This window comes from Flavobacterium sp. (assembly GCF_046317795.1).
In the GTDB taxonomy this organism is placed as follows: domain Bacteria; phylum Bacteroidota; class Bacteroidia; order Flavobacteriales; family Flavobacteriaceae; genus Flavobacterium.
In genome coordinates this window covers 20,916-43,715 of sequence record NZ_JBKCVI010000087.1, presented here as the reverse complement: position 1 = coordinate 43,715, position 22,800 = coordinate 20,916, and the positions used below count along the sequence as shown (strand labels likewise).

The 22,800-nt window shown below is 32.7% G+C and carries 28 protein-coding genes, 1 tRNA gene and 1 pseudogene; 18 read left to right on the top strand and 12 right to left on the bottom strand.

The features are described from left to right. Positions 1-9: 9 nt before the first annotated feature. Together ACK5ON_RS05255 and udk are read right to left on the bottom strand one after the other, a co-directional pair. On the bottom strand, positions 10-363 hold the full coding sequence (locus ACK5ON_RS05255; RefSeq protein ID WP_409820555.1) for an FtsB family cell division protein: 354 nt from the start codon (positions 361-363) through the stop codon (positions 10-12). 10 nt (positions 364-373) lie between these two features. Then, positions 374-982: a uridine kinase gene (gene udk, locus ACK5ON_RS05250; protein ID WP_409820554.1), complete on the bottom strand. Its 609-nt coding sequence runs from the start codon at positions 980-982 to the stop codon at positions 374-376. Between the two features lie 178 nt (positions 983-1,160). Here udk and ACK5ON_RS05245 point away from each other — a divergent pair. Then, positions 1,161-1,235, top strand: a tRNA-Pro gene (locus tag ACK5ON_RS05245). Between the two features lie 144 nt (positions 1,236-1,379). Further along, positions 1,380-2,327 (top strand): thioredoxin-disulfide reductase, encoded by a 948-nt coding sequence (gene trxB / locus ACK5ON_RS05240; protein ID WP_396175480.1) that lies wholly within the window; start codon positions 1,380-1,382, stop codon positions 2,325-2,327. 60 nt (positions 2,328-2,387) lie between these two features. Here trxB and ACK5ON_RS05235 read toward each other — a convergent pair whose 3' ends face one another. The 6 genes from ACK5ON_RS05235 to ACK5ON_RS05210 form a co-directional block, all read right to left on the bottom strand. Then, complete coding sequence (locus ACK5ON_RS05235) at positions 2,388-3,227, bottom strand: GIN domain-containing protein (protein WP_409820551.1); 840 nt, start codon at positions 3,225-3,227, stop codon at positions 2,388-2,390. 116 nt (positions 3,228-3,343) lie between these two features. After that, a complete protein-coding gene (locus tag ACK5ON_RS05230) occupies positions 3,344-4,084 on the bottom strand; it encodes a head GIN domain-containing protein (RefSeq protein WP_409820549.1) in 741 nt (246 codons plus the stop codon). Continuing rightward, positions 4,081-5,823 carry a PspC domain-containing protein gene (locus ACK5ON_RS05225; protein WP_409820547.1) on the bottom strand — a complete coding sequence of 581 codons (1,743 nt, stop codon included), beginning with the start codon at positions 5,821-5,823 and terminating at the stop codon, positions 4,081-4,083. The genes ACK5ON_RS05230 and ACK5ON_RS05225 overlap by 4 nt, the downstream gene beginning before the upstream one ends. 5 nt (positions 5,824-5,828) lie before the next feature. After that, the gene (locus ACK5ON_RS05220; RefSeq protein WP_396175488.1) at positions 5,829-6,158 is read right to left on the bottom strand and encodes a PadR family transcriptional regulator; all 330 of its coding nucleotides are present in this window, start codon (positions 6,156-6,158) and stop codon (positions 5,829-5,831) included. A gap of 59 nt (positions 6,159-6,217) precedes the next feature. Next, entirely contained in the window at positions 6,218-6,580 is a 363-nt protein-coding gene (locus ACK5ON_RS05215; RefSeq protein WP_396175490.1) for a hypothetical protein, read from the bottom strand. A gap of 44 nt (positions 6,581-6,624) precedes the next feature. Continuing rightward, complete coding sequence (locus ACK5ON_RS05210) at positions 6,625-7,080, bottom strand: DUF4870 domain-containing protein (protein ID WP_409820545.1); 456 nt, start codon at positions 7,078-7,080, stop codon at positions 6,625-6,627. 198 nt (positions 7,081-7,278) lie between these two features. Here ACK5ON_RS05210 and ACK5ON_RS05205 point away from each other — a divergent pair, with 198 nt between their 5' ends. The 15 genes and pseudogenes from ACK5ON_RS05205 to ACK5ON_RS05135 all read left to right on the top strand — a co-directional run bounded on the left by ACK5ON_RS05205 (position 7,279) and on the right by ACK5ON_RS05135 (position 18,227). After that, positions 7,279-7,731, top strand: a complete 453-nt coding sequence (locus ACK5ON_RS05205; RefSeq protein WP_409820543.1) for a DUF4442 domain-containing protein — start codon at positions 7,279-7,281, stop codon at positions 7,729-7,731. A 77-nt stretch (positions 7,732-7,808) separates the two neighbouring features. Continuing rightward, positions 7,809-8,714: a TIGR01777 family oxidoreductase gene (locus ACK5ON_RS05200; protein ID WP_409820541.1), complete on the top strand. Its 906-nt coding sequence runs from the start codon at positions 7,809-7,811 to the stop codon at positions 8,712-8,714. Positions 8,715-9,011: 297 nt separating this feature from the next. Next, on the top strand, positions 9,012-9,581 hold the full coding sequence (locus tag ACK5ON_RS05195; RefSeq protein ID WP_409820539.1) for a nucleotide exchange factor GrpE: 570 nt from the start codon (positions 9,012-9,014) through the stop codon (positions 9,579-9,581). A gap of 9 nt (positions 9,582-9,590) precedes the next feature. Continuing rightward, positions 9,591-10,715, top strand: coding sequence for a molecular chaperone DnaJ (dnaJ, locus tag ACK5ON_RS05190; protein WP_409820536.1), 1,125 nt, complete (start codon positions 9,591-9,593; stop codon positions 10,713-10,715). Positions 10,716-11,170: 455 nt separating this feature from the next. Next, on the top strand, positions 11,171-12,091 hold the full coding sequence (locus tag ACK5ON_RS05185; protein ID WP_409820534.1) for an ABC transporter ATP-binding protein: 921 nt from the start codon (positions 11,171-11,173) through the stop codon (positions 12,089-12,091). A 77-nt stretch (positions 12,092-12,168) separates the two neighbouring features. Further along, on the top strand, positions 12,169-13,473 hold the full coding sequence (locus ACK5ON_RS05180; protein ID WP_409820531.1) for an ABC transporter permease: 1,305 nt from the start codon (positions 12,169-12,171) through the stop codon (positions 13,471-13,473). Between the two features lie 4 nt (positions 13,474-13,477). After that, entirely contained in the window at positions 13,478-13,909 is a 432-nt protein-coding gene (locus tag ACK5ON_RS05175; RefSeq protein ID WP_409820528.1) for a nuclear transport factor 2 family protein, read from the top strand. After that, a complete protein-coding gene (locus tag ACK5ON_RS05170) occupies positions 13,909-14,961 on the top strand; it encodes an outer membrane beta-barrel protein (RefSeq protein ID WP_409820525.1) in 1,053 nt (350 codons plus the stop codon). The genes ACK5ON_RS05175 and ACK5ON_RS05170 overlap by 1 nt, the downstream gene beginning before the upstream one ends. Positions 14,962-15,218: 257 nt before the next feature. After that, complete coding sequence (locus ACK5ON_RS05165; RefSeq protein ID WP_409820522.1) at positions 15,219-15,800, top strand: hypothetical protein; 582 nt, start codon at positions 15,219-15,221, stop codon at positions 15,798-15,800. Positions 15,801-16,150: 350 nt separating this feature from the next. Next, complete coding sequence (locus tag ACK5ON_RS05160) at positions 16,151-16,528, top strand: hypothetical protein (protein WP_409820520.1); 378 nt, start codon at positions 16,151-16,153, stop codon at positions 16,526-16,528. 144 nt (positions 16,529-16,672) lie between these two features. Beyond that, positions 16,673-16,831 (top strand): hypothetical protein, encoded by a 159-nt coding sequence (locus ACK5ON_RS05155; protein WP_409820517.1) that lies wholly within the window; start codon positions 16,673-16,675, stop codon positions 16,829-16,831. A 122-nt stretch (positions 16,832-16,953) separates the two neighbouring features. After that, positions 16,954-17,088 (top strand): annotated as a pseudogene (locus ACK5ON_RS05150) (type II toxin-antitoxin system RelE/ParE family toxin); the annotation flags it as partial. Positions 17,089-17,090: 2 nt separating this feature from the next. After that, positions 17,091-17,381: a helix-turn-helix domain-containing protein gene (locus tag ACK5ON_RS05145; RefSeq protein WP_409820515.1), complete on the top strand. Its 291-nt coding sequence runs from the start codon at positions 17,091-17,093 to the stop codon at positions 17,379-17,381. 246 nt (positions 17,382-17,627) lie between these two features. Next, positions 17,628-17,909 (top strand): type II toxin-antitoxin system RelE/ParE family toxin, encoded by a 282-nt coding sequence (locus ACK5ON_RS05140; RefSeq protein ID WP_409820512.1) that lies wholly within the window; start codon positions 17,628-17,630, stop codon positions 17,907-17,909. A 12-nt stretch (positions 17,910-17,921) separates the two neighbouring features. Continuing rightward, on the top strand, positions 17,922-18,227 hold the full coding sequence (locus tag ACK5ON_RS05135; protein ID WP_396176112.1) for a HigA family addiction module antitoxin: 306 nt from the start codon (positions 17,922-17,924) through the stop codon (positions 18,225-18,227). 192 nt (positions 18,228-18,419) lie between these two features. Here the strand turns inward: ACK5ON_RS05135 and ACK5ON_RS05130 are convergent, their stop codons facing one another. Beyond that, on the bottom strand, positions 18,420-19,847 hold the full coding sequence (locus tag ACK5ON_RS05130) for an L-serine ammonia-lyase (protein ID WP_409820509.1): 1,428 nt from the start codon (positions 19,845-19,847) through the stop codon (positions 18,420-18,422). A 100-nt stretch (positions 19,848-19,947) separates the two neighbouring features. On the opposite strand from ACK5ON_RS05130, the gene yaaA reads away from it, so the two are divergent. After that, positions 19,948-20,706 (top strand): peroxide stress protein YaaA, encoded by a 759-nt coding sequence (gene yaaA, locus ACK5ON_RS05125; RefSeq protein WP_409820506.1) that lies wholly within the window; start codon positions 19,948-19,950, stop codon positions 20,704-20,706. A gap of 1 nt (position 20,707) precedes the next feature. On the opposite strand, the gene ACK5ON_RS05120 is transcribed toward yaaA, so the two are convergent. From ACK5ON_RS05120 to ACK5ON_RS05110, 3 genes are all read right to left on the bottom strand, one after another. Further along, positions 20,708-21,055, bottom strand: coding sequence for a hypothetical protein (locus ACK5ON_RS05120; protein WP_409820504.1), 348 nt, complete (start codon positions 21,053-21,055; stop codon positions 20,708-20,710). A gap of 477 nt (positions 21,056-21,532) precedes the next feature. Then, positions 21,533-22,102, bottom strand: coding sequence for an anthranilate synthase component II (locus ACK5ON_RS05115; protein ID WP_396173962.1), 570 nt, complete (start codon positions 22,100-22,102; stop codon positions 21,533-21,535). A 125-nt stretch (positions 22,103-22,227) separates the two neighbouring features. Next, the gene (locus ACK5ON_RS05110; RefSeq protein WP_396173964.1) at positions 22,228-22,797 is read right to left on the bottom strand and encodes a YceI family protein; all 570 of its coding nucleotides are present in this window, start codon (positions 22,795-22,797) and stop codon (positions 22,228-22,230) included. Positions 22,798-22,800 lie beyond the last annotated feature (3 nt).

The window sequence follows — 22,800 nt, the reverse complement described above, 5'->3', positions numbered from 1 at the left end:
GGTTTTTATTTATAAAGATTTTGATTTTGATTGTTCTTCGTTTAAAGAGTCATCTTCAAATTCAATGATGTAAATATCTTCACTGTCGCGTTTCATATAATATTTCTCGCGAGCATATTTTTCTATCTGGTCAGGATTTTTGAGAAGTTTGATATTTTCATCATCTTTTTTAATCTCATTTTGATAATACTTTTTGTTATCTTCAAGTTCATTTAACTGCTTGTTTAAAATGCGTTGTTCCATATAAGAAGTATTGTCTAAAAAAAGCATCCAAACGATAAAAAAAGCTAACACAATGACATATCTATTTCCAAGAATTTTCAAAATAGGATAGGTGTCTGTTAGATTTTTTAAAAAACTCATAAATTCTATTTTAAGTAATTCTTTGATTGATAACCGCCCTAACTACATCAATGGCTACGGTATTGTATTTGTCATTAGGGATAATAATATCGGCAAAAGCTTTGGTAGGTTCAATGAATTGTTGGTGCATTGGTTTTAATGTCGTTTGGTAACGGTTTAAAACTTCTTCCATATCGCGACCACGCTCGGCAATATCTCTTTTTAATCTCCTAATTAATCGCTCATCAGAATCGGCATGAACAAAAACTTTTATGTCAAATAAATCACGTAATTCGGGATTAGTCAAAATCAAAATTCCTTCCACAATCATCACTTTTCTTGGATGCGTTATGATAGTGTCATCGGTTCGATTGTGGGTTATAAAAGAATAAACGGGTTGTTCTATTATTTTTCCTTCTTTTAAATCTTTGAGATGCTGAACCAAAAGTTCAAAATCAATGGCTCGAGGATGGTCAAAATTAACTAATGCTCTTTCTTCAAAACTTAAATTATCATTTTCTTTGTAGTAAGCGTCTTGAGACAAAACACCTACTTCTGTTTCGGGTAATTCATTCATGATTTGATGAACAACAGTAGTTTTACCGCTACCTGTACCACCAGCAATACCTATAATTAACATAGTTACAGTGATTGTTAAATTTATAACAAAAATAGCAATTATATCGGAAGTTTGAAGAGAAAAGAAAATAGAATTAAGAAAAAAGAGATGGGTGATTGTTGAAATATTACATGACTGTGAAAAAAAGTAAAAAGCTTTTGATTGCTAATTAATAATTCTATATTTGCACTCTTGTTTTCGGGGTGTAGCGTAGCCCGGTTATCGCGCCTGCTTTGGGAGCAGGAGGCCGCAGGTTCGAATCCTGCCACCCCGACAAAAAGACTATCCGTTGATAGTCTTTTTTCATTTCATGAAATTTTATACTATTTTTTATTCAAATATTACATTTACTAATTACAATCCAAATATATATTTCACTTAAAAGTTTACCTTTGCAACCAAAATTAAAAAACAAAATATGTCAGATACAATTGAAAAAGTAAAATGCTTAATTATAGGTTCTGGTCCTGCAGGATATACTGCAGCAATTTATGCGGCTAGAGCTAATATGAACCCTGTTTTATATCAAGGAACGCAACCTGGTGGACAACTTACAACAACCAATGAAGTGGAAAATTGGCCTGGAAATCCTGAAGGAATAACTGGCCCAGAAATGATGGTTGGTATACAAGCGCAAGCGCAACGTTTTGGGACTGATGTTCGTGATGGTTGGGTTACTAAAGTTGATTTTTCTGGTAGCATTCATAAAGTTTGGATTAATGACTCCAAAGAAATTCATGCTGAAACTGTAATAATTTCTACAGGTGCAACGGCCAAATATTTAGGAATACCCTCAGAACAACATTATTTACAAACCGGTGGTGGTGTATCTGCTTGTGCGGTTTGTGATGGCTTTTTTTACAGAAATCAAGAAGTGGTAATTGTTGGTGCAGGAGATTCTGCATGTGAAGAAGCACATTATTTATCAAAATTATGCAAAAAAGTAACCATGCTTGTTCGAAGTGATAAATTTAGAGCTTCAAAAATTATGGAAGCTCGTGTCCGCAAAACAGAAAATATAACTATTTTAATGAATCACGACACGGTTGAGGTTCTTGGCGATGGACAAGTCGTGACTGCTGTTAAAGCCAAAAACAAAACTACTGGAACTATTTTTGATATTCCAGCTACTGGTTTCTTTGTCGCTATTGGTCATAAACCGAATACAGATATTTTTGCTGACTATATAACTTTGGATGAAACTGGTTATATTGTTAATATTCCGGGCACTTCAAAAACAAACGTACAAGGGGTTTTTGTTTCTGGTGATGCTGCCGATCATGTATATCGTCAAGCGATAACTGCAGCTGGAACGGGTTGTATGGCCGCACTTGATGCAGAAAGGTATTTGGCTTCTTTGGAGTAGAATATTCGTTTAAAGCAAAGAAAAAATCCTGTCTTTTTCATTGGATTAGATGGGATTTTTTTATTTTGGAGTTGGTTTTTTTAAGAGTGAAGCACTTTCTGTGAAGCGATTTATTTCAATTTTGGTAGGTTCACCATACAATTCTATTTCGCTATTTCCAGATGCGTCTATGGTTGCAATGTTGCTGATAGTTATAGAATTTTTTGAATAACCATTGGTTTCAAGTAATGCATTTTTAGCTATTAACTTTTTACCTATAAATTCGGTATTATTATCTAATCGAAGTTTTAAATTTATAATATCACCCTCCACTTCGGCAGATGATTTTTGGTACATATCAAATCGCATGTCAATTGATGAAATTAATCCTTTTACATAAGCATTTTTACTTACATCAATAGTAGTTTTATCTGAATTTAGGTTTAATTCTACTTTGGATTTATCATTAGCCATCAAGGTAAAATCTTTTGTTTTTGCATTCAAAAACAATTTGGAATAATCATAACATTTAAAGGTGATAGTATTCAAAACTATATCCGATAAAGCCGTCACATTGGTTTCGTCTTTGGTAATTACCAAGTTAAATGTATCAGTGTAAGTTATACGAACACTCAATTTCTTATAGCTTGAAAGGTCTTTTGATGTTGAAATTCTGAGATTTTTACCAGTAAGTTTGTATTCAACAAATTCGATTAAATTGTCATCGGCTTCTATTTCAAGACCGCATTCTTTTCCTTTAACCAAAAAAACTTCTAGGTTATCATCTATTTCAATGCTTTCGAAGTTTTCGACTTGTTTTTGTTCTAGTTTAACAATTTTGGAACCTTTTACTTTTTCTTTTTGTTGACTAAAGGTCATCGCAGATAATAAAAGGAAAATAAGTATAATGATTTTTTTCATAAATATCGGCACTTATAGTTTTTACTTTGTACAGTACGTCTCGTCTTCTGAACAGGACTCGAGTGTCAAAAATATAAAAAAAAACATCCCAATTTTCATTGAGATGCTTTATTAACTTATTCTTTTGAAACGCTTCCGCCTGAGCTTTCTTCTTTTGTGACTGTTTTAGGGGTAGAATTATATTCTATAGAACTTCCGCTAGATGCTTTTGCTTTTAAGCTAACTAATGGATGAACATTCGTTGAACTTCCACTTGTTGACTCTGAAACAACATCATTTACTAATAATTCATTGGCTTCGATAGTACTTCCGCTAGATGAGTCAGTTTTTAGGAGCAATGCTTTTCCATTTATACTAAGTGAACTTCCACTGCTTGCCTCGCAACTGATAGTGTCAAATTCTAAAGTGAGTTTTGTTTCACTTCCACTAGTAGTTTCTATCGAAATTTCAGTTCCTTTTAGTATTCCATTTGAACTTACAGATGAACCACTTGCAGTTTCTACAGTCGTTAGTTTGGGGAGTTTTACTCTAATGTTTTTAGCTTTGGCTTCATCAATATTTTCATCAGAAGTGATAAATAGTGTTCCGTTTTCGACCTTAGTAATTATGTGTGATTGCAAATTTTCATCGGCTTCAACTTCTACGAAATAAGTAGTAGCTTGTTCTATTGTTACATTTAATCCACGACTGACATCAATTTTTGAAAAATTATTCTCAACGTTACGGGTTTGTGTAGTAACATTCCCATTACCATCTATACCATCACCTAAGTTTATGTTAGCGTTGCAAGCGCTAAATAATAATGAAGCAAAAACGGCTACAAAAATTTTGGTGCTAATTATAGTGTATTTTATCATGGTTTTTCAGTTTTAATGATTATTCCGTCTTTGTTAACTTCTAAACTTCCTTTTTTTTCTGATTTGGTTTCAATGACTGTTTTACCATTTACTTTTACGGTTACCACATCAGTGCTATCGTTTTCATTTGTTATAATTTCGGTCGTACTGTCTTCCAAATCTTTATATTCATTTTCATCAGCTGGGCAATTCAAGCATTTAACTTCTGAATTTTCTACTTTATAAATATAGTCTTTTGAACTAAAATGTAAATTGAAAAAATCATTATCTGTACTGTCGTAGTCTTGCACATTTTCATCGGCTTTAAACAAAGTTCCTTTTGGTAAATACAAGAACAGTGCTACTCTTTGGCCTCTAAATTTGTTCTCAGCATCTGTCAATAAGTAATTATCCAAAATTAATTGATTTCCTTCAATTTTATAGCTGTATCTAATTTTTTCTGCACGATTTCTGGCATCTTTTGCCGATTTACCAACTGTTAATCTTTCGATTTGGATATAAGGCAAAGTTTCCTCAGTTGGCATAATCTCTATTGTAACATTATTAGAATAGATGATTTCTTTGTTATTCTCGTCTAGAGTTAGTCTGAAATCGATTTTGTCATACTTGTCTTTTGAATAAAAATCGTTGTTTTTAAATTTGATTTTCAAGGTATCTGTAGGAGCAATGTTGATTACCTCTTTTTTAACTTCTTTACCATCAAAGGCAATTTGTATAGCTTCATTTATTCCTAATGAAATTAAGATACCAACCGCAATGATCCAAATGGCCAATAAACTGTATTTAGCTATATTTCCAATCGATTTCAAATTGGTTACTAATAGTTTTAAACCCAATATTATGAAGAAAAACATTGGAATTCCAGCTGCTAAAAGAAACAATATTCCTTGAACCCAGATAGGTGTTTCTAATCCAATTGGTGTATCGATGTGGTTCAGAATAAAATTGTTAGGCATTGATGAAGAAAAAATTAAAATAATGGAAGTAATACAAATTACAAGTAATAACAACGAGGAGAAAATTATGATAATTGTGCCTAAAATTTTTGCAAATACTTTGAAAATACTTATTAAAACATCACCAATTCCACCAGCAACTCTTTCAGCACCATTCTTTACTTCGTTTCCCATTTTGTCATAGTTGACGTTTTTTAGTTTGTTTGAAACGCTATCAAATTCTTCTCTTACTTTTTTTTCAATGTTAGAAATCGTTACAGGTTCTCCAGTCATTTCCAACTTTTCAGAGGTTGTTACGGCTTTTGGCATGGCTATCCAAAGTACAAAATAGGCAATGATACCAAAACTTGTAAATGCCAAAATCAAGAATAAGATTTTTACCCATACGGCATCAATCCCAAAATAGTGACTTAAACCAGTACAAACACCGGCAATAGTTCCACGGTCTTTATCGCGATACAGTTTTCTAGATTTTGTATAAGGATAAAATGGTTCTTTAGGTTTGTCGTCTGAGTCTTCATCTATACGATAATCTTCAGGTTGGCCCATAACCACAATTACTTCGTCAACATCTTTAGTATTGATTACATGCTTGTCGCTTTTTTGTTTTTCTGTTAGCAATTCAGCTACACGCATTTCTATATCTTTCATGATTTCTTCTTGTCCAGAGGAATTGGAAAGAGAACGTTTTATCGCCTCAAAATAGCGAGTTAATTTTTGGTATGCATCTTCATCTATGTGAAAGAATAAACCACCTATATTAATATTTACTGTTTTGTTCATGATTATTATTTTTGATTAGTTATAATGTTTACAGCATCAGAAAGTTCTGTCCAAGTACTGTTTAATTCAGTTAAAAATGTTTTGCCTAATTCGGTTAAACCATAATATTTTCTGGGTGGTCCCGATGTTGATTCTTCCCAACGATAGTTGAGTAAACCGTCATTTTTCAGTCTTGTTAATAGTGGATAAACTGTTCCTTCTACGACAAGTAATTTAGCGTTTTTTAAAGTGTCTAATATTTCAGAAGTGTAGGCGTCTTTCTCTTTAAGGACAGACAAGATACAAAATTCTAAAACACCTTTACGCATCTGGGCTTTTGTGTTTTCAATATTCATAATACCTAATTTATTTTTTTAGTTACTGATACGTTTCATGGTTAATGATTGAAAGATTTTTAATTTTCAGAAACACTAACAATCATATTTGACTGTTTATTTCCGTGGAGCAATATGGTATATTTTTCATTTTCTTCCATGCTAAAAGCAATTTTGTTATTGCCTTTTTTGCGGTATACTTTTGAAAAAACTACTTGGTCTTGTTGATTGGTAACAAGAACTTTTACCTTGTCCTCTAATTTTAGATTAAATTTCAGATTGACATCTACATTTTCATTGGCTACAATTTCGAACTGATGATTTTCTTTTTGTACTTCAGAAGTAGGTTTTTGAGAATTTTTGATTTCAATAGCATTCTCTTGTTCTAATAATTTAGTTGTCATTACAACTAAAAGCGATGTGATTAAGATTAACTGTTTCATTTTTTGATTGATTTAAATTGATTATTGATGATTTACTTTATTGATTATTTAAAAAACGATATGCTTAGCGGGTAGTTGTAACGATCTCCATTTGATGCTTTTACAGCGGCGTGTATGATTAATACAAACTCGATTATTTTTATAAAAATAATTATTAAAACCCCCACAATTCCTATGATTGCCCAACTGCTATTTTCACCAAATAAAATTCTTTCATATATAAAATCCTCCGATTCAAAATTAGCGTTTAGCGGAAGGTTCTTGAAAAATGCATAAAGCAAAATGGGAATTGCAATTGCGCACAGTACGATAGTATAAATAAGGATACTCAGTTGAAAATTCAAAACTTGTTTACCATTATAATCTACAAACTCTGATTCGTTTTTCTTCGCACTCCAAATCATGGTTGGAAAAATATAATTTCCAAACGGAACTATATATTGTGCCAATGCACTCAAGTGGATTAATGTTGCCGTGTTTTTTTCGTTAGATGTTGTCATTATATTTGATTTTTAAATTGGATGATTGAAACTCAAATTAATAATACTATTGATAGACCATTAATTTCTTATACAAAGATAAAGTTAAAAAAAGATACTGTGCAATACAAAGTACTTAAATTTAACAAAATATTAACGTTTAATAAAGTTACAAAACCAATTCACTTTTTTGTATTTTTACTGCAAAATCAAGCTCTAATGGAATTTTCTCCTTCAAAATTTAATAGTTTTTTATTTTTTAAATTACCATCTGCATTTTGGTGTGGTGTTAGGGTAAAAACACTTTCTGAGCAACAATGTGTGGTAACGGTAAAGCATCGTTGGTTAAATCAAAACCCTTTTAAATCGATGTATTTTGCCGTACAAGCTATGGCAGCTGAGTTAACAACAGGCGCTTTGGTAATTATGAAAATCAAAAAAAGCGGAAAGAACATCTCCATGTTGGTTGCCAATAATACTAGTAATTTTTCAAAAAAAGCAACTGGCAGAATTACCTTTACTTGTAATGATGGACATTTGATAGATGATGCCGTTGTTAAAACCATAACTACTGGTGAAGGACAAACCATTTGGATGAAATCGATTGGTGTTAATGAAAAAGGGGAACAAGTTTCTGAATTAAACTTTGAATGGAGTATAAAATTGAAGTAATAAACAAAAGTTAAACCCTTTATAATTGGGTTTAATTTATGACACTTTGATTATAACTTTGATAAAAATTATTCAAAATGAAAATTCTAATTACAGGTGCAACAGGATTAATAGGAAGTGAATTGGTAAAATTATTACTATCAAAAAACCATTCCGTTCATTATTTGACTACCTCAAACGCCAAAATTAAGGAAGAACCAAATCACAAAGGTTTTTATTGGAATCCACAAGAAGGTAAAATAGATGAAAGATGTATTGACGGAGTAGATGCAATAATTCATTTGGCTGGAGCCAATATTGCGCAACGATGGACAAATAAATACAAACAAGAAATTATAGAAAGCCGAACATTGTCTAGCGAATTGCTTTTTAATCTGATAAAAAAATCTCCAAACCAAGTAAAACAAATAGTATCCGCGTCAGGAACCGCTATATATCCAGAAAGTATTTCCCAAGTTTATGATGAAACTACAACAGAATCGGAAGATAGTTTTCTTTCCAATGTAGTCAAAAAATGGGAGGAAAGTGTCGATACTTTTCAAGTACTGGGAATAAAAGTTTGCAAACTCCGAACCGGAATTGTACTTTCCAATAAAGGTGGTGCTTTACCAGAAATGGTGAAACCAATAAATTTGGGATTTGGAGGAGCCATGGGAACTGGAAAACAAATTCAATCCTGGATACATATCACTGATTTAGTTGCGATGTATTATTTTGCAATAGAAAAACAATTAGAAGGAATTTTTAATGCTGTTTCTCCTCATCCAGTTAGCAATCAAGAATTAACAAAAGTCATTGCCAAAACATTGAAAAAACCATTATGGCTTCCGAATATTCCAGAATTTGTTATGAATCTAATACTGGGTGAAATGTCCTATTTACTATTCTCAAGTAAAAATCTAAGTTCAATAAAAATCACAAACTCTGGTTTTCAATTTCAATTTCCTAAAATTGACAAAGCAATCAATGATTTATATGCATAAAAAAAAGTGCTGTTGTTTAACAGCACTTTTCTTGACTATAAAGATTGTTGAATTAATAATTATTTACAGCTGTAAGCTAACCTAAATGATTGTTGTTATGTTTTATTGATACAAACATAATCAAAACGAAAACGTAATAGTCTTAAAATTTTATTAAAATTTGGTTAAATTATTATTACTTTCTAAGATACTATTTTCAATCCCCCTTTTTTACTAAACAAAAAATAATGACAATATGACATTTTTAAAGAAATGGCAGTACTTTTGCATTCCGAGAGTTTGGAATAAATAAAGAATATGAAAATCAAAAATATTTTTAAAGATAAAACAGAAATGAATACTGAAAATACGGAAAAGGAACACATCGAAAGCGACGTTGAAAGTGTTGTTAATGAAATAGAAACAGCAGAAGAATTAAGTGTTGAAGCCAAGTTAGAAGAAAATTTAGCTATCGAAAAAGATAAGTTTCTTCGCTTGTTTGCTGAATTTGAAAATTTCAAAAAAAGAACTGCCAAAGAGCGTATTGATTTGTTCAGAACTGCCAATGAGGAAGTATTGCAAGCCATGTTGCCAGTGTTGGATGATTTTGACAGAGCTATGGTTCAAATTTCTAAGTCAGAAGATGAGGTATTGTTGAAAGGTGTAGTATTAATTTACGAAAAATTAAAAAGTACTCTTGTTGCTAAAGGTTTAGAACAACTTGATATCAGAGCTGGTGATGTTTTTAATGCCGATTTTGCCGAAGCAATTACACAAATTCCAGCGCCAACGGATGATTTAAAAGGTAAAATTGTTGATGTAATTGAAAAAGGATATAAATTGGGAGACAAAATTATTCGTTTCCCTAAAGTGGTTATTGGTCAATAAAAAAGTAGTATGAGCAAAAAAGATTTTTACGAAATATTAGGCGTATCCAAAAGCGCTTCTCCAGAAGAAATTAAAAAAGCATACCGAAAGAAAGCGATTGAATTTCACCCTGATAAAAATCCCGGGAATAAAGAAGCCGAAGAAAAATTCAAAACAGCTGCCGAAGCTTATGAAGTGTTGAGCGATGCTGATAAAAAAGCAAAATATGATCAATATGGTCATGCTGCTTTTGATGCTGCTAGTGGATATGGTGGTGGGCATCACATGAATATGGATGATATTTTCAGTCAGTTTGGTGATATTTTTGGTGGTGCATTTGGAGGTGGTGGTTTCAGTGGTTACGGAGGGAATTCTGGAGGACAACGTAGAGTGAAAGGAAGCAATCTTCGTATTAAAGTGAAATTAACTTTAGAAGAAATTGCCAATGGTGTTGAGAAAAAAGTTAAAGTAAAGCGCAAAGTACAAGCTGCTGGCGTAAAATATAAAACTTGTTCAACGTGTAATGGTCAAGGACAAGTATTGCGAGTAACCAATACTATTTTAGGCAGAATGCAATCGGCTACAACCTGTAATGTTTGTGGTGGTACTGGGCAAACTATTGAAAGCAAACCCAACAATGCCGATGCACACGGAATGATTTTAGAAGACGAAACAGTTTCTATTAAAATCCCGGCTGGAGTAGTTGACGGAATGCAATTGAAAGTTTCTGGAAAAGGAAATGATGCACCAGGAAATAGTATAGCAGGCGATTTAATCGTAGCTATTGAAGAACTAGAGCATGCGTTTTTAAAACGTGAAGGTGAAAATTTACACTATGACTTGTACATAAGTATTGCAGAAGCAGCTTTGGGAGTTTCTAAAGAAATTGATGCGGTCAATGGTAAAGTGAGAATTAAACTGGAAGAAGGAATTCAATCAGGTAAAATTCTTCGGCTGAAAGGAAAAGGAATTCCAAGCTTGAATAGTTATGGTAGCGGTGATTTATTAGTACATGTGAATGTTTGGACACCAAAAACATTATCTAAAGAACAACGTCAATTCTTCGAGAAATCATTATCCGACGAAAACTTTATGCCAAATCCTGAAAAAGGTGACAAATCTTTTTTTGAAAAAGTAAAAGATATGTTTTCATAATTAAAAAATAAGTTTTACATTTGGCTATTACTTGGAAACAAGTAATTTCTTTTTCATAGCAATTTTTCCCATCCTCGTGTAAAAATTAGGGTGGGTTTTTTGTAACTTTTATTTTCCTTTAGTTACTTATTCAGTACTTTTACCGAATTCAATAGCAATAACAATAGCAATATCAATTGCAATAAAAAAAGCAATAAAAAAAGCAATAACAATAAAATAAGCAATAGCAATAACAATAGCAATAACAATAACAATATCAATTGCAATAAAAAAAGCAATAACAATAAAAAAAGCAATAACAATAAAATAAGCAATAGCAATAACAATAGCAATAACAATAGCAATAACAATATTATGAGATTTACATGGCTATTGAATTTTGACTTTGAATTTTGACTTTGAATTTTGACATTGAACTTGACATTGAACTTGAACTTGACATTTAAATTTAATTTATGAGCAATATACTTGAAGTAAACAAAGTCGTTAAGCAATATGGCGATTACACCGCGCTAAACGAAGTTTCTTTAACCGTTCCAAAAGGCAGTATTTATGGACTTCTAGGTCCAAATGGCGCTGGCAAAACTTCCCTTATTCGCATCATCAATCAAATTACTATGCCCGATAGTGGTGACATTATTTTGGATGGCGAAAAATTAAATCCTTCTCATGTTCACAGCATCGGCTACATGCCCGAAGAACGCGGTTTGTATAAAACCATGAAAGTAGGAGAGCAGTGTTTGTATTTGGCACAGCTTAAAGGTTTGACCAAAGCCGAAGCCAAGCACGAACTTGATTATTGGTTTAAACGATTAGAAATTGAAGGTTGGTGGAACAAAAAAATTAATGAGTTATCCAAAGGAATGGCTCAAAAAGTACAATTTATTGTCACGGTTTTACATAAACCTAAGTTGCTAATTTTGGACGAACCATTTTCGGGTTTTGATCCTGTGAATGCCAATTTGATTAAGGATGAAATTATCGAGTTGAATAAACAAGGAACATCTGTTATTTTCTCCACGCACCGAATGGAAAGTGTGGAAGAAATGTGTGACCATATTGCGTTAATTCACAAATCGAATAAACTTATCGAAGGAAAACTATCCGATGTAAAAAGACAATTTAGAACCAATGATTATGAGGTGGGAATTGTAACGGATAATGTTGAAGGATTAATGTTTGACTTGTCTCAAAAATTTACCATCGCACAAACCAATTTTAAATCCTTGCACGATGAGTTAAAACTCAAAATCAATATTGGTACTGTAACACCAAATGAATTACTAAACACCTTAGTACAAAGAGGTCAAGTAACCCATTTTGTGGAAAAAATCCCGAGTGTGAATGATATATTTATACAAACAGTAACAAAGTAAAATAACAAAAAAAACTATTGGAACCTGCCTGCCGGCAGGCAGGTTTGGAATTTCTAATATTGGAATTTAAAAAAATTATGAGTAAATTAAGTTTGATTATCAAAAGAGAATTTATCGCCAAAGTGCGCAATAAATCATTTATTGTAATGACTTTTTTAAGTCCGTTATTGTTTGTAGGTATTGCTGTTTTTGTGGGCTATTTAAGTGCTATGAAAGCCGATTTAAAAACCATTGCTATTCATGATGAAACGGGTTTGTTTGCCCAAGAATTTAAAAGTGATGACGAATATAAATATGTTGATTTATCATCGGTTAACACCAAAACTCTAAAAGATAGCATTGTCAGCGAAAGTTATGAAGGCCTTTTAGTCATCCCAAAAGTAACCGATAACAAAGCGCTCGAAAAAAGTATTCAATATATTTCCAATGACAGCCCGAGTGTCATGTTTATTGACGATATCGAAGACATTGTAGCCGAAAAGCTCACGCAAGAAAACTATATCAAATCGGGTTTAGATACGTTAGCGATTAAAAATGCCAATGCTGCCGTTGACATCAAACTCACCAAAGCATCAGGTGAAGCAGCTTTAAAAGGGTTAAACGAAATCAAAATCGCTATTGGTGGTGCTTTTGGTTACCTCATTATGATGTTTATTGTAATTTATGGTAATATGGTCATGCGTAGCGTTATCGAAGAAAAAGTATCTCGAATTATTGAAGTCATAATCTCCTCAGTAAAACCATTTCAATTGATGATGGGAAAAATAATTGGCACGTCATTGGCTGGAATTTTGCAGTTTTTCATTTGGGCAATCCTCGGGTTAACCGCCATGTTTGTATTGTCTTCCATTTTTGGTGTGCAAATGGGTGCAACTTCGGGTATTCAAGGACAAGCCATGCAAACGGCACAAAGTGAAATGGGAGGAACCATCCAACTTTACATTAAAGAACTTTGGAACTTGCCCATAGCTACTATACTCATTTCGTTTGTCATTTATTTTATTGGTGGTTATTTCTTATACAGCTCGTTTTATGCTTCTATTGGTGCTGCAGTGGATAACGAAACCGACTCGCAACAATTCTTGTTACCTATTATCATGCCTTTGATATTAGGTGTTTATATTGGGTTTTTTACCGTAATGAATGACCCTCACGGAACGGTAGCAACAGTTTTCTCTATGATACCATTGACCTCACCCATCGTAATGATGATGCGAATTCCGTTTGGTGTTCCGCTGTGGCAAATCATCGTTTCCATGGTGTTGTTATTCGCTACATTCTTTGGGGTAGTTTGGTTTGCTGCCAAAATCTATCGAGTTGGAATTTTAATGTATGGCAAAAAACCAACATGGAAAGAACTCTACAAATGGTCTAAATATTAGCAATATGAAAAAAATACTGCTAGTAGTCGTTTTATTATGTGTTGGAATTGTCAATGCACAAAAGGAGCAAGTGCAAAAAACTATTGAGACTTTCTTCGAAGGGTTTCATACCAAAGACACCATCAAAATCAAATCGACTTGCAGTAGCACCATGATTTTGCAATCAATTTCGGAAAACACCAAAGGGAATAAACTTTCTGATGAGAAACCAGCAGCGTTTTACAAATCTATCGCTTCCATTCCTGCCGATATTAAATTTGAAGAAAGAATACTGAGCTACAACATCCAAGTTGATGGATCGATGGCACACGTTTGGACACCTTATGAATTTTATGTCAATGGAAAGTTAAGCCATAAAGGTGTTAACGCTTTCACCTTGTATTTTGAGGTAACTACTTGGAAAATAATACACCTCATAGATACTAGAAGGAAGTAATGAAGCGTTTTATAATAATTTTTTGCATTGGATTTTCTGCTTTTGCTCAAGAAAATAAAGACCTAAAACTATCCTTTTCGGGATTTTTAGAAACCTATTACAGCTATGATTTCAATACGCCAAATTCCGAACAAAAACTTCCGTTTATGTACAATTATAACCGGCATAACGAGTTTAATGTAAACATCGGGCTACTAAGAGCTAAAGCAGAATATGATAATGCTTATGCAGTATTGGCGCTACAAGCTGGAACCTATGTAGAAGATAATTATGCTAACGAAACCACTAAAATCATTAATGAAGCTTATGTGGGTTTGTATCTCGATAAAGCAAAAAAGTCAACCATAGAGTTGGGAATTTTACCAAGTTATATAGGATTTGAAACCGCAAACAATTCTTCAAATGTAACCTTAACCCGTTCGTTATTAGCCGATAATTCTCCTTATTTTATGACAGGTATAAAGTATACTTTTACTGCTAATGAAAAATGGACTTTCTCTGGTTTACTAACCAATGGATGGCAACGCATCAACAAACCCGATAAGAATGTTGGACCTGCTTTTGGTTCACAGATTATCTATAAACCATCTACAAATTCATTGTTTAATTGGAGCACTTTTATGGGCAAAGAATGGTATAATGACCAATGGGGAATGCGTTATTTTAGTAATTTGTATTGGGACAATAAATGGAATTCCAAGTGGCGAACTATTATTGGTTTTGATGCAGGAATGCAAACTGATGTAACAAATAATAACAACAAATTATATTGGATGAGTCCCGTGTTAATAATGCAATATACGTTGGCACCCAAATGGCAAACGGCTTTCCGAGCCGAGTATTATCAGGATAAAGATGCTGTTATTATTGCTATAAATGATGAATTTAAAACACTCGGTACGTCTTTAAATATAGATTATCTTTTTAATTCTAAAGTAAAATTGAGAACCGAAGCACGGTATTTAAACAGCCAAGAAAAAGTATTCTCAAAAGATGAAATCCCTGTTAACAATAACTTTTTTATAACGTCTAGTTTGTCTTTTGAATTCTAACAATCCGCCATATTCCGATAGCGGATTTGTAAACTATACCCACGTTCGAGAGCAATCACAAACCCACTAGTTTTTTTAGCTGGCAATAAAGTTGCATGGTGATTTTGATTATATTTGAAGCGACAGTTAAAAAAAAACTCATTGCGCTACTCCTCAATTCCGATAGCTTTCGGAATTGCGCAGTGGGGCTCTAGCAAGGAAACGTTAGCCGTAATGGATGGCGTCCGACCGTCCTAGAAACAACAAATTGAAGCATAATGAAAAACCTAATTAAATTAATATTTTTCTTTATTATATTAGCACTTCATTCTTGCAATGAACCAACTACAAACAAAACCGTTAAAAAAATAACCCTAGCAAAGTATATAGCACTAAACTTATCTGGACAAGTTTATTTTTATGCACCAGAACTTGACAAGAATACTTGCGAAGCATTTGGAGAATGCGATTGTTGTTCTGGTAGTCTTTTATTTCTTAATGACAATGACTTTTTGACCATAGACGTTTGTGAATCGGACGATTGGTATTACAAAGGGAAATATAAAATTAAGAATGATATTGTAGTTCTTACCTATGACAGTTTGATGGTTGAGAAAAACTATAACTGGGAAAAAGAAACCGATACAATTGGGACTGTAACAACTGAATATTTTATTAAGACTTCAAAAACTGATAAAAGGACTTCAGTTTTGAAACGTATTTTTTGTGATAAAAATATATGCTTCAAAACTGACGATAAGCGAACAAACTATGTTACTCTCAATAAAAAACAGAAACTCTCGGACTTAATTAAGCAACTCAAGGACGAGGGCATTTGGGAGAAACTTGAAATAAAATAAACAACTCCACAAAGAATTCTATAAAAGCTGCGCAATTCCGATGGCTATCGGAACCGGACTTTGCAGGGTAAGCAAATATAATAAATTGTAACTTTTTACGTTTATATATCGAATATATGTTTTGTTATAAATTTTTAAAACAACAATTATGTAAAAATTTAACGGAATTTTATAACTTATTAATATAGTTTGTTAATAACTTTGTATTTAATATTAAACTAAATATTACAAAAAATAAGCAAAATTACATTTCATCGATATTATTTGTATTTTAATAGACTAAAAAAATTAAATTTAATGTTTTGTTTATACATTTGTAATATCAAAAAAACCAATGAAAATTACTCCAAGTGAAATTTACTGAAGCAAATATTGAAATTAATAGACTTGATGGAAAGCTATCTTCTATAACAATTGATATGCCTATATGGGATAAAATTGTTGAGGATGAATTTATGTCGGTTAACATTCCTTTTTTAGGTATTAAGACCTTTGCTAAAGATGAGTTAGATGCCCAAGAAGCCATTAAAGAGTGTGTAAATCTTTTTTGTGTAACAAGTGAAAAATTCGGTAGCGGATTGGAAACTGAACTAAGGTTATTAGGTTGGGAATTTATATCAGAAGATAAAGGGTCTGTAATAATGTCATTCAACACTTCGAATGTAATATTTGACCAAATTATGGAAACAGGTGACAAATTTGTTGAAACACTTGAATTAACCTGTTAAATGTCACATCCCACAGTAGACATTAGCTTTATCGATGAACAGATAAGAGCTAAACAAGTACTTGAGCCAAACGGATATTTTAAGATCGGTAGGTCTCACGCATACATAATTACTGGTCATAAACCTCTCCATAAACGCAGAATTGTGATAAGAGAATTTGAAGATGATAAATATGATGAACCACAAGTAAATTTTATGCAAGCCACAGGAACTGCTATAGTTTGGGGATTTATGCGAGAATTGTTGGATTGGTATGAGGAAAATAGAGATTGGAAAGAGGGAGGTCATTTCGTTCCACATTAAAAATAATAAAAGCCCCTTAACTGGGGCTTTTTTGTTTAAATATCCTTGTCCTCAAATAAATCCCCTTGATATGTTTGCCCTGCTCCACAAAGAGTTCTATAAAAGCTGCGCAAATGTCTCTTTGCTTTTTTGACCACGGAAAACTTGTCATTCTTTTAAATGGGTTTCAAAAGAAAACGCAGAAGACACCGAAAAATGAAATGGAAAAAGCATTGAAATTAATGACTAAATATTACACAGAAAAAAAATCTAAATAACTATGGAAACTAAAAGCTGGAAAGAAATTAAAAATAATGTTTACGGTGAAATAGGAACCGAAAGACGTGACGAACTTGAAAGAGAATTCCAAGGTTTTAAAATTGGTTTACTCTTAAAAAAAGCTCGTGAAGAAAAACACCTAACTCAAACTGAGCTTGGGAATTTAGTGGACAAGAAAAGAGAATATATTTCCAAAATAGAAAATAACGGAAGTAATTTGACTCTCAAAACTTTGTATGATATAGTGGAAAAAGGGTTAGGAGGAAAAGTGAAAATTCAAATCGAATTATAGCTACTTCGGCTTACAGCAGTTTCAAGAAATGCCGAAAAATGCGCAAAATTCACATTTTTCTTTCTCAAAAATTATTATCCCAGCTTTACAAAGAGTTCTATAAAAGCTGCGCACCCAAGCAAAGCGAACGGACGAAGTAAATGTCTCAGACCTATATACAAGTTATGCAACATTTTCGAAAAAATCCTGTTTATATGAAAACTTATCAAATGAATACTTATCTTTGACGTTAGTATCGAAAAGAGTATGATTGTTTCATTTAAAGATAAAGAAACTGAAAAAATTTGGAATGGAATTGTGTCAAAGAAACTTCCTAGAGAAATTCAAGATACGGCGAGAAGAAAATTGAGAATGATTAATAACTCAATTGATGTTAGCGATTTAAGGATTCCTCCAGCAAATAGACTAGAAAAACTAAAAGGCAATTTGAAAGAATTTAACAGTATAAGAATAAATAACCAATGGAGAATTATTTTTAAATGGGATAACGGTAATGCTTTAGAAGTTGGAATTATAGATTATCATTAAAAATATAGAAAAATGGAAAAGCTAAAAAACATAACACCTGGAGAAATTTTATTAGAAGAATTTTTAATTCCTTTACAAATTACGCAATACAGACTTTCTAAAGACTTAGATATTCCGCAAACAAGGATTTCTGAAATAATTAAAGGTAACAGAAGAATTTCTGCTGATACTGCTGTAAGATTGAGTGCATATTTCGGAAACTCGGCAAAATTTTGGTTGGGTATTCAAGATGACTATGATATAGAAAATGAATTGATTGAAAAACAAAGCGAAGTAAATAGAATTAATAGTATCAGAAAAGAAAAAAACGTTGCATAATAGCCGTTTCAAGAAATGCCGAAAAATGCGCAAAATTCACATTTTTCTTTCTCAAAAATTATTATGCCAACTCCACAAAGAGTTCTATAAAAGCTGCACAATTCAGATAGTTATCGGAACCTGACTTTGCACTTTTTTTATTCACTTTAAAATCAGATTTAAAACGAAGCTTTTGGGTGGTTTAGCAACAAATTAACAATCCGCCATATTCACCGCCACAGCCAATCCGCCTTCGGAGGTTTCTTTGTATTTAGAGTTCATGTCTTTTGCCGTTTGCCACATCGTATCAATTACTTTATCCAATGGTACTTTGGCATTTTTAGCATCAGTTTCCATGGCGAGTTCTGCCGCGTTAATGGCTTTGATAGCTCCCATAGTATTTCGTTCTATACACGGAATTTGAACCAAACCGCCAATCGGGTCGCAGGTTAGCCCTAAGTGATGTTCCATAGCGATTTCGGCAGCCATTAAAACTTGTTCTGGTGTGCCACCCATAACTTCACAAAGTGCAGCAGCAGCCATAGCAGACGAAACGCCAATTTCTGCCTGACAGCCACCCATAGCAGCCGATATGGTAGAACCTTTTTTAAAGATACTTCCAATTTCACCCGCTACCATCAAGAATTGTTTTATTTCTTTTTCTCCAGCTTGATGATTTTCAATTACTAAATAATACATTAGAACGGCTGGTATCACACCTGCACTTCCATTAGTCGGAGCAGTGACTACTCTTCCCAATGCAGCATTAACTTCGTTTACTGCTAAGGCAAAACAGGAAACCCATTTTAAAATTTGTCTAAACTTCACTTCTGTTTTTCGAATAGTTTCTAACCATTCTTGTGGATTGGTATAATTGGCTAAACCAATCAAACCTTGATGCATATCAAAAGCGCGTCGTCTTACATTTAAACCACCAGGCAAAATACCTTCGGAGTGACAACCGATATACATACATTCGAGCATGGTTTCCCAAATACGAATTAGTTCGTTATGCACCTCGGCTTCGGGACGCATGGAGATTTCATTGGCATATACAATCTCCGAGATTAATTTATTCTCAGTTATAGCATATTGCAGCAAATCAGCGGCATTTTCAACAAGAAAAGGAAAGGCGCATTTTATGACTAGTTTCTTTTTGGCATTCACCCTTTCTTCTTTGACTACAAATCCGCCACCGATAGAGTAGAAGGTAGAGGTATATTCTGTAACATCCATCAAATAAGCTGTAAAAGTCAACCCATTAGCATGAAACGGCAAAAAGTTTTTATTGAAAACAATATCGGTTTCAGCATCAAATGGTATCATTAGTTCGTTAGCTAATTTGATTTGATGTGTTTTTTTTATGGTTTGTACAATATTATCAATATTTTTTACTGGAATGTATTCTGGGTCTTGACCACTCAGTCCAAGCATCACAGCATAATCTGTAGCATGTCCTTTTCCGGTGAGGGAAAGCGAACCGTATAAATCAATTTTTACTTTGGTAGTTTTGTCTAACAGGTTTTCTGCTTTTAGTTCGTTGAGAAAACGTTCTGCGGCTCGCCATGGTCCGAGAGTATGGGAACTTGATGGTCCGACACCTATTTTTAGCATATCAAAAACGGAGATGCATTCTTCCATTACTATATCGATTTAGTTAGGCAAATATAGATAAATTAAGATTTTGCTATCGCTTTTTATTATCATAATTAATCGTATTTTTGACTTATAAAAATAAATTATGAAAATCGTTATATCTCCAGCCAAATCTTTAAACTTTGAAAAAGCATTACCGACTATGAGTTTCACTGAACCACAGTTTTTAAAACAAGCTGCTACTATTCAAAATACGTTAAAAAAGAAAAAACCAAAGCAACTTTCTGAGTTAATGGATATTTCAGAGAAATTGGCCGAATTAAATTGGCAACGCAATCAGGAATGGGAAACACCTTTTACTTTGCAAAATTCCAGACAAGCTGTTTTTGCTTTTGATGGTGATGTGTATGCAGGATTGGATGTTTATAGTTTACCATTAGACAAATTAGCCGTTTTGCAGGACAAACTCCGAATTTTATCAGGATTGTACGGTTTGCTTAAACCGTTGGATTTAATGCAGCCGTATCGATTAGAAATGGGAACTTCAATGGCGATTGGCAAAAACAAAAACTTATACGAGTTTTGGAAAAAAACCATTACCAAATCTTTAAATGATGAATTACAAAAAGATGAACTGTTTATCAACTTGGCTAGTAATGAGTATTTCAGTGCGGTAGATTCTAAGACTTTGAAAGTTCAAGTAATTACTCCAGAGTTTAGAGATTATAAGGACGGTAAACTTAAGATGATTAGTTTTTTTGCTAAAAAGGCGAGGGGAATGATGGTTCGTTATATCATTGACTCCAATGCAAAAACTATCGACGACCTAAAAGGATTTAACTATGAAGGGTATACTTTTGACGCAAACTTGAGCAAAGAAAATTCGATTGTGTTTACAAGATAATTTAGGTGTATAAATATTCTTGATGCTCTCTAACAGTTTCTTTGGTAGCTTTTTTTTGTTCCCTAGCTATTTCTCGAATGGCTTCAACACCTTTTTTGGCACAACGTTTTACTTTGTACAGCCGAGAAGAAAAGGAGTGAAGCTTCTCTAAATCTTGGGGTGAAAGTTTAGTTTCTATTTCGTTTACAAAATCATTAAACTCTTTAATAACAATTTTGTTTTCGTCATAATCAGTTTTTAAATCGTCAAAGAGTTCGTCTATTTCTCTGCTAACGTCTTTGCCTATTTCTTCACTCTTTCGGCAGAGTTCGGTGATTACTTTTTTTTCATGAGTATTAAAAAGTCCCATAATAGTTTGGTTTTAGTTGTTGGTTTGACAAGTAAAAACAAATTTAGGAAAATGTATAGTAACAATTGCAAAATTGTTGATAACTAACTAATTAGCTAAATAAAATTAATACAATTATCAAAATAAGAACAGTATAAGTGAAATCTATAGTAAATGTTTAATTATTTGTATATCAATTTATTATTTTATTTTACTTAAAGTGAATTATACATATTATTTTTATTAAAATGAAATCCGTTCTTTGAAATGTATTGGACAGAACTACCGCCAATAAAAGCGCCTTTTTGATGTTTTATTGCTTATTCTGAAGCCAGTTATTTTAGGATTTTTCAAATTTATATTATCAATTCACTCAAAATAGTTCATTTGATTTTCATCAAAACTATCCTTATTTTCATCGCACTACTACTTAATTAATATTGTAAACTAATACTGCTGGTTGTGGTATTTAATATCAAGAATATCAGTAATTTTAGATTAATTTATTATCCAATTTTTTAAAATTTGTTTACCAAAAGGTGTTAAAATACTTTCGGGATGGAATTGCACTCCTTTTACATCAAGAGTTTTGTGACGCAACGACATGATTTGTCCGCTTTCATCTGTTGAGGTGATTTCTAGAACATCTGGAAAATTATCATTATTGACTACCCAAGAATGATAGCGACCCACATCAAACTCGTTTGGTAGTTTGTCAAATAAAGCTTCATCAGTAACCGATTTTGTTACTTTGGTAGCAACACCATGAAAAACCTTATCCAAGTTGATTAAAGTACCGCCAAAAACTTCGGCAATGGCTTGTTGCCCTAAACAAACACCGAGAATACTTTTGCTTTCGGCATATTTTGAAATAACCGCTTTTAATAATCCAGCTTCATCGGGAATTCCGGGTCCAGGTGAAAGTAGAATTTTGTCAAATTTTACTAATTCATCCAATTCAAATTCATTGTTTCTAAAGACAGTTACTGATACATTCAAATCTTCTAAAAAATGAACCAAGTTGAAAGTAAAACTGTCGTAATTGTCAATAATTGCAATTCTTTTCATGGTATAAAGTTAACTACATTAAATTAAAACAAGAAGTATTGAGCTTGGATATGATCATGTATTCATTAAAAAACCTCGAAAATGGCTTTCCGAGGTTTGAATTTTTTAAAAATTATTAAATCTAATTAGAACTGTAGGGTAACAGCTAATTCGAATTCGTCATAAATAGCTTTATCTCCAATGCTTTCAAAGAAGCTTTTTGAACCATATTTGATGTCATATTTTGTTCTGTCTACTTTGAACGTGGTTGAAGCAGTATTTCCCTTAACATTCATATCAAAAGTTACAGGTTTTGTAATTCCTTTGATGGTTAAATCGGCTGTAACAGTGTATAATTCTTTTGATTTTGTAGCAATAGTTTTAAATTCAATTTTTGCAGTATTAAATTTATCAGTTCCAAAAAAATCATCTGCTTTCAAGTGATCTTCTAAATCTTCTTTTCCTTCTCCTGGTTCTAAATCGGTAACAGTAATGGAAGCCATATTTACTGTGAAAATTCCACCGGCAAGTTTGTCTTTTTGGAATACTAAAACACCATCTTTGAAATTAATGGTACCCGAATGTTTTCCAGTTACTTTTTCTCCAACCCAGTTGATTTTACTTTTTTCAAGGTTGATTTTTTTGTTTTGTGCAGAAACAGCAGTTGTTCCAAAAGCTACTAATAATGCAATTGCAATTGTTTTTAGATTTTTCATTTT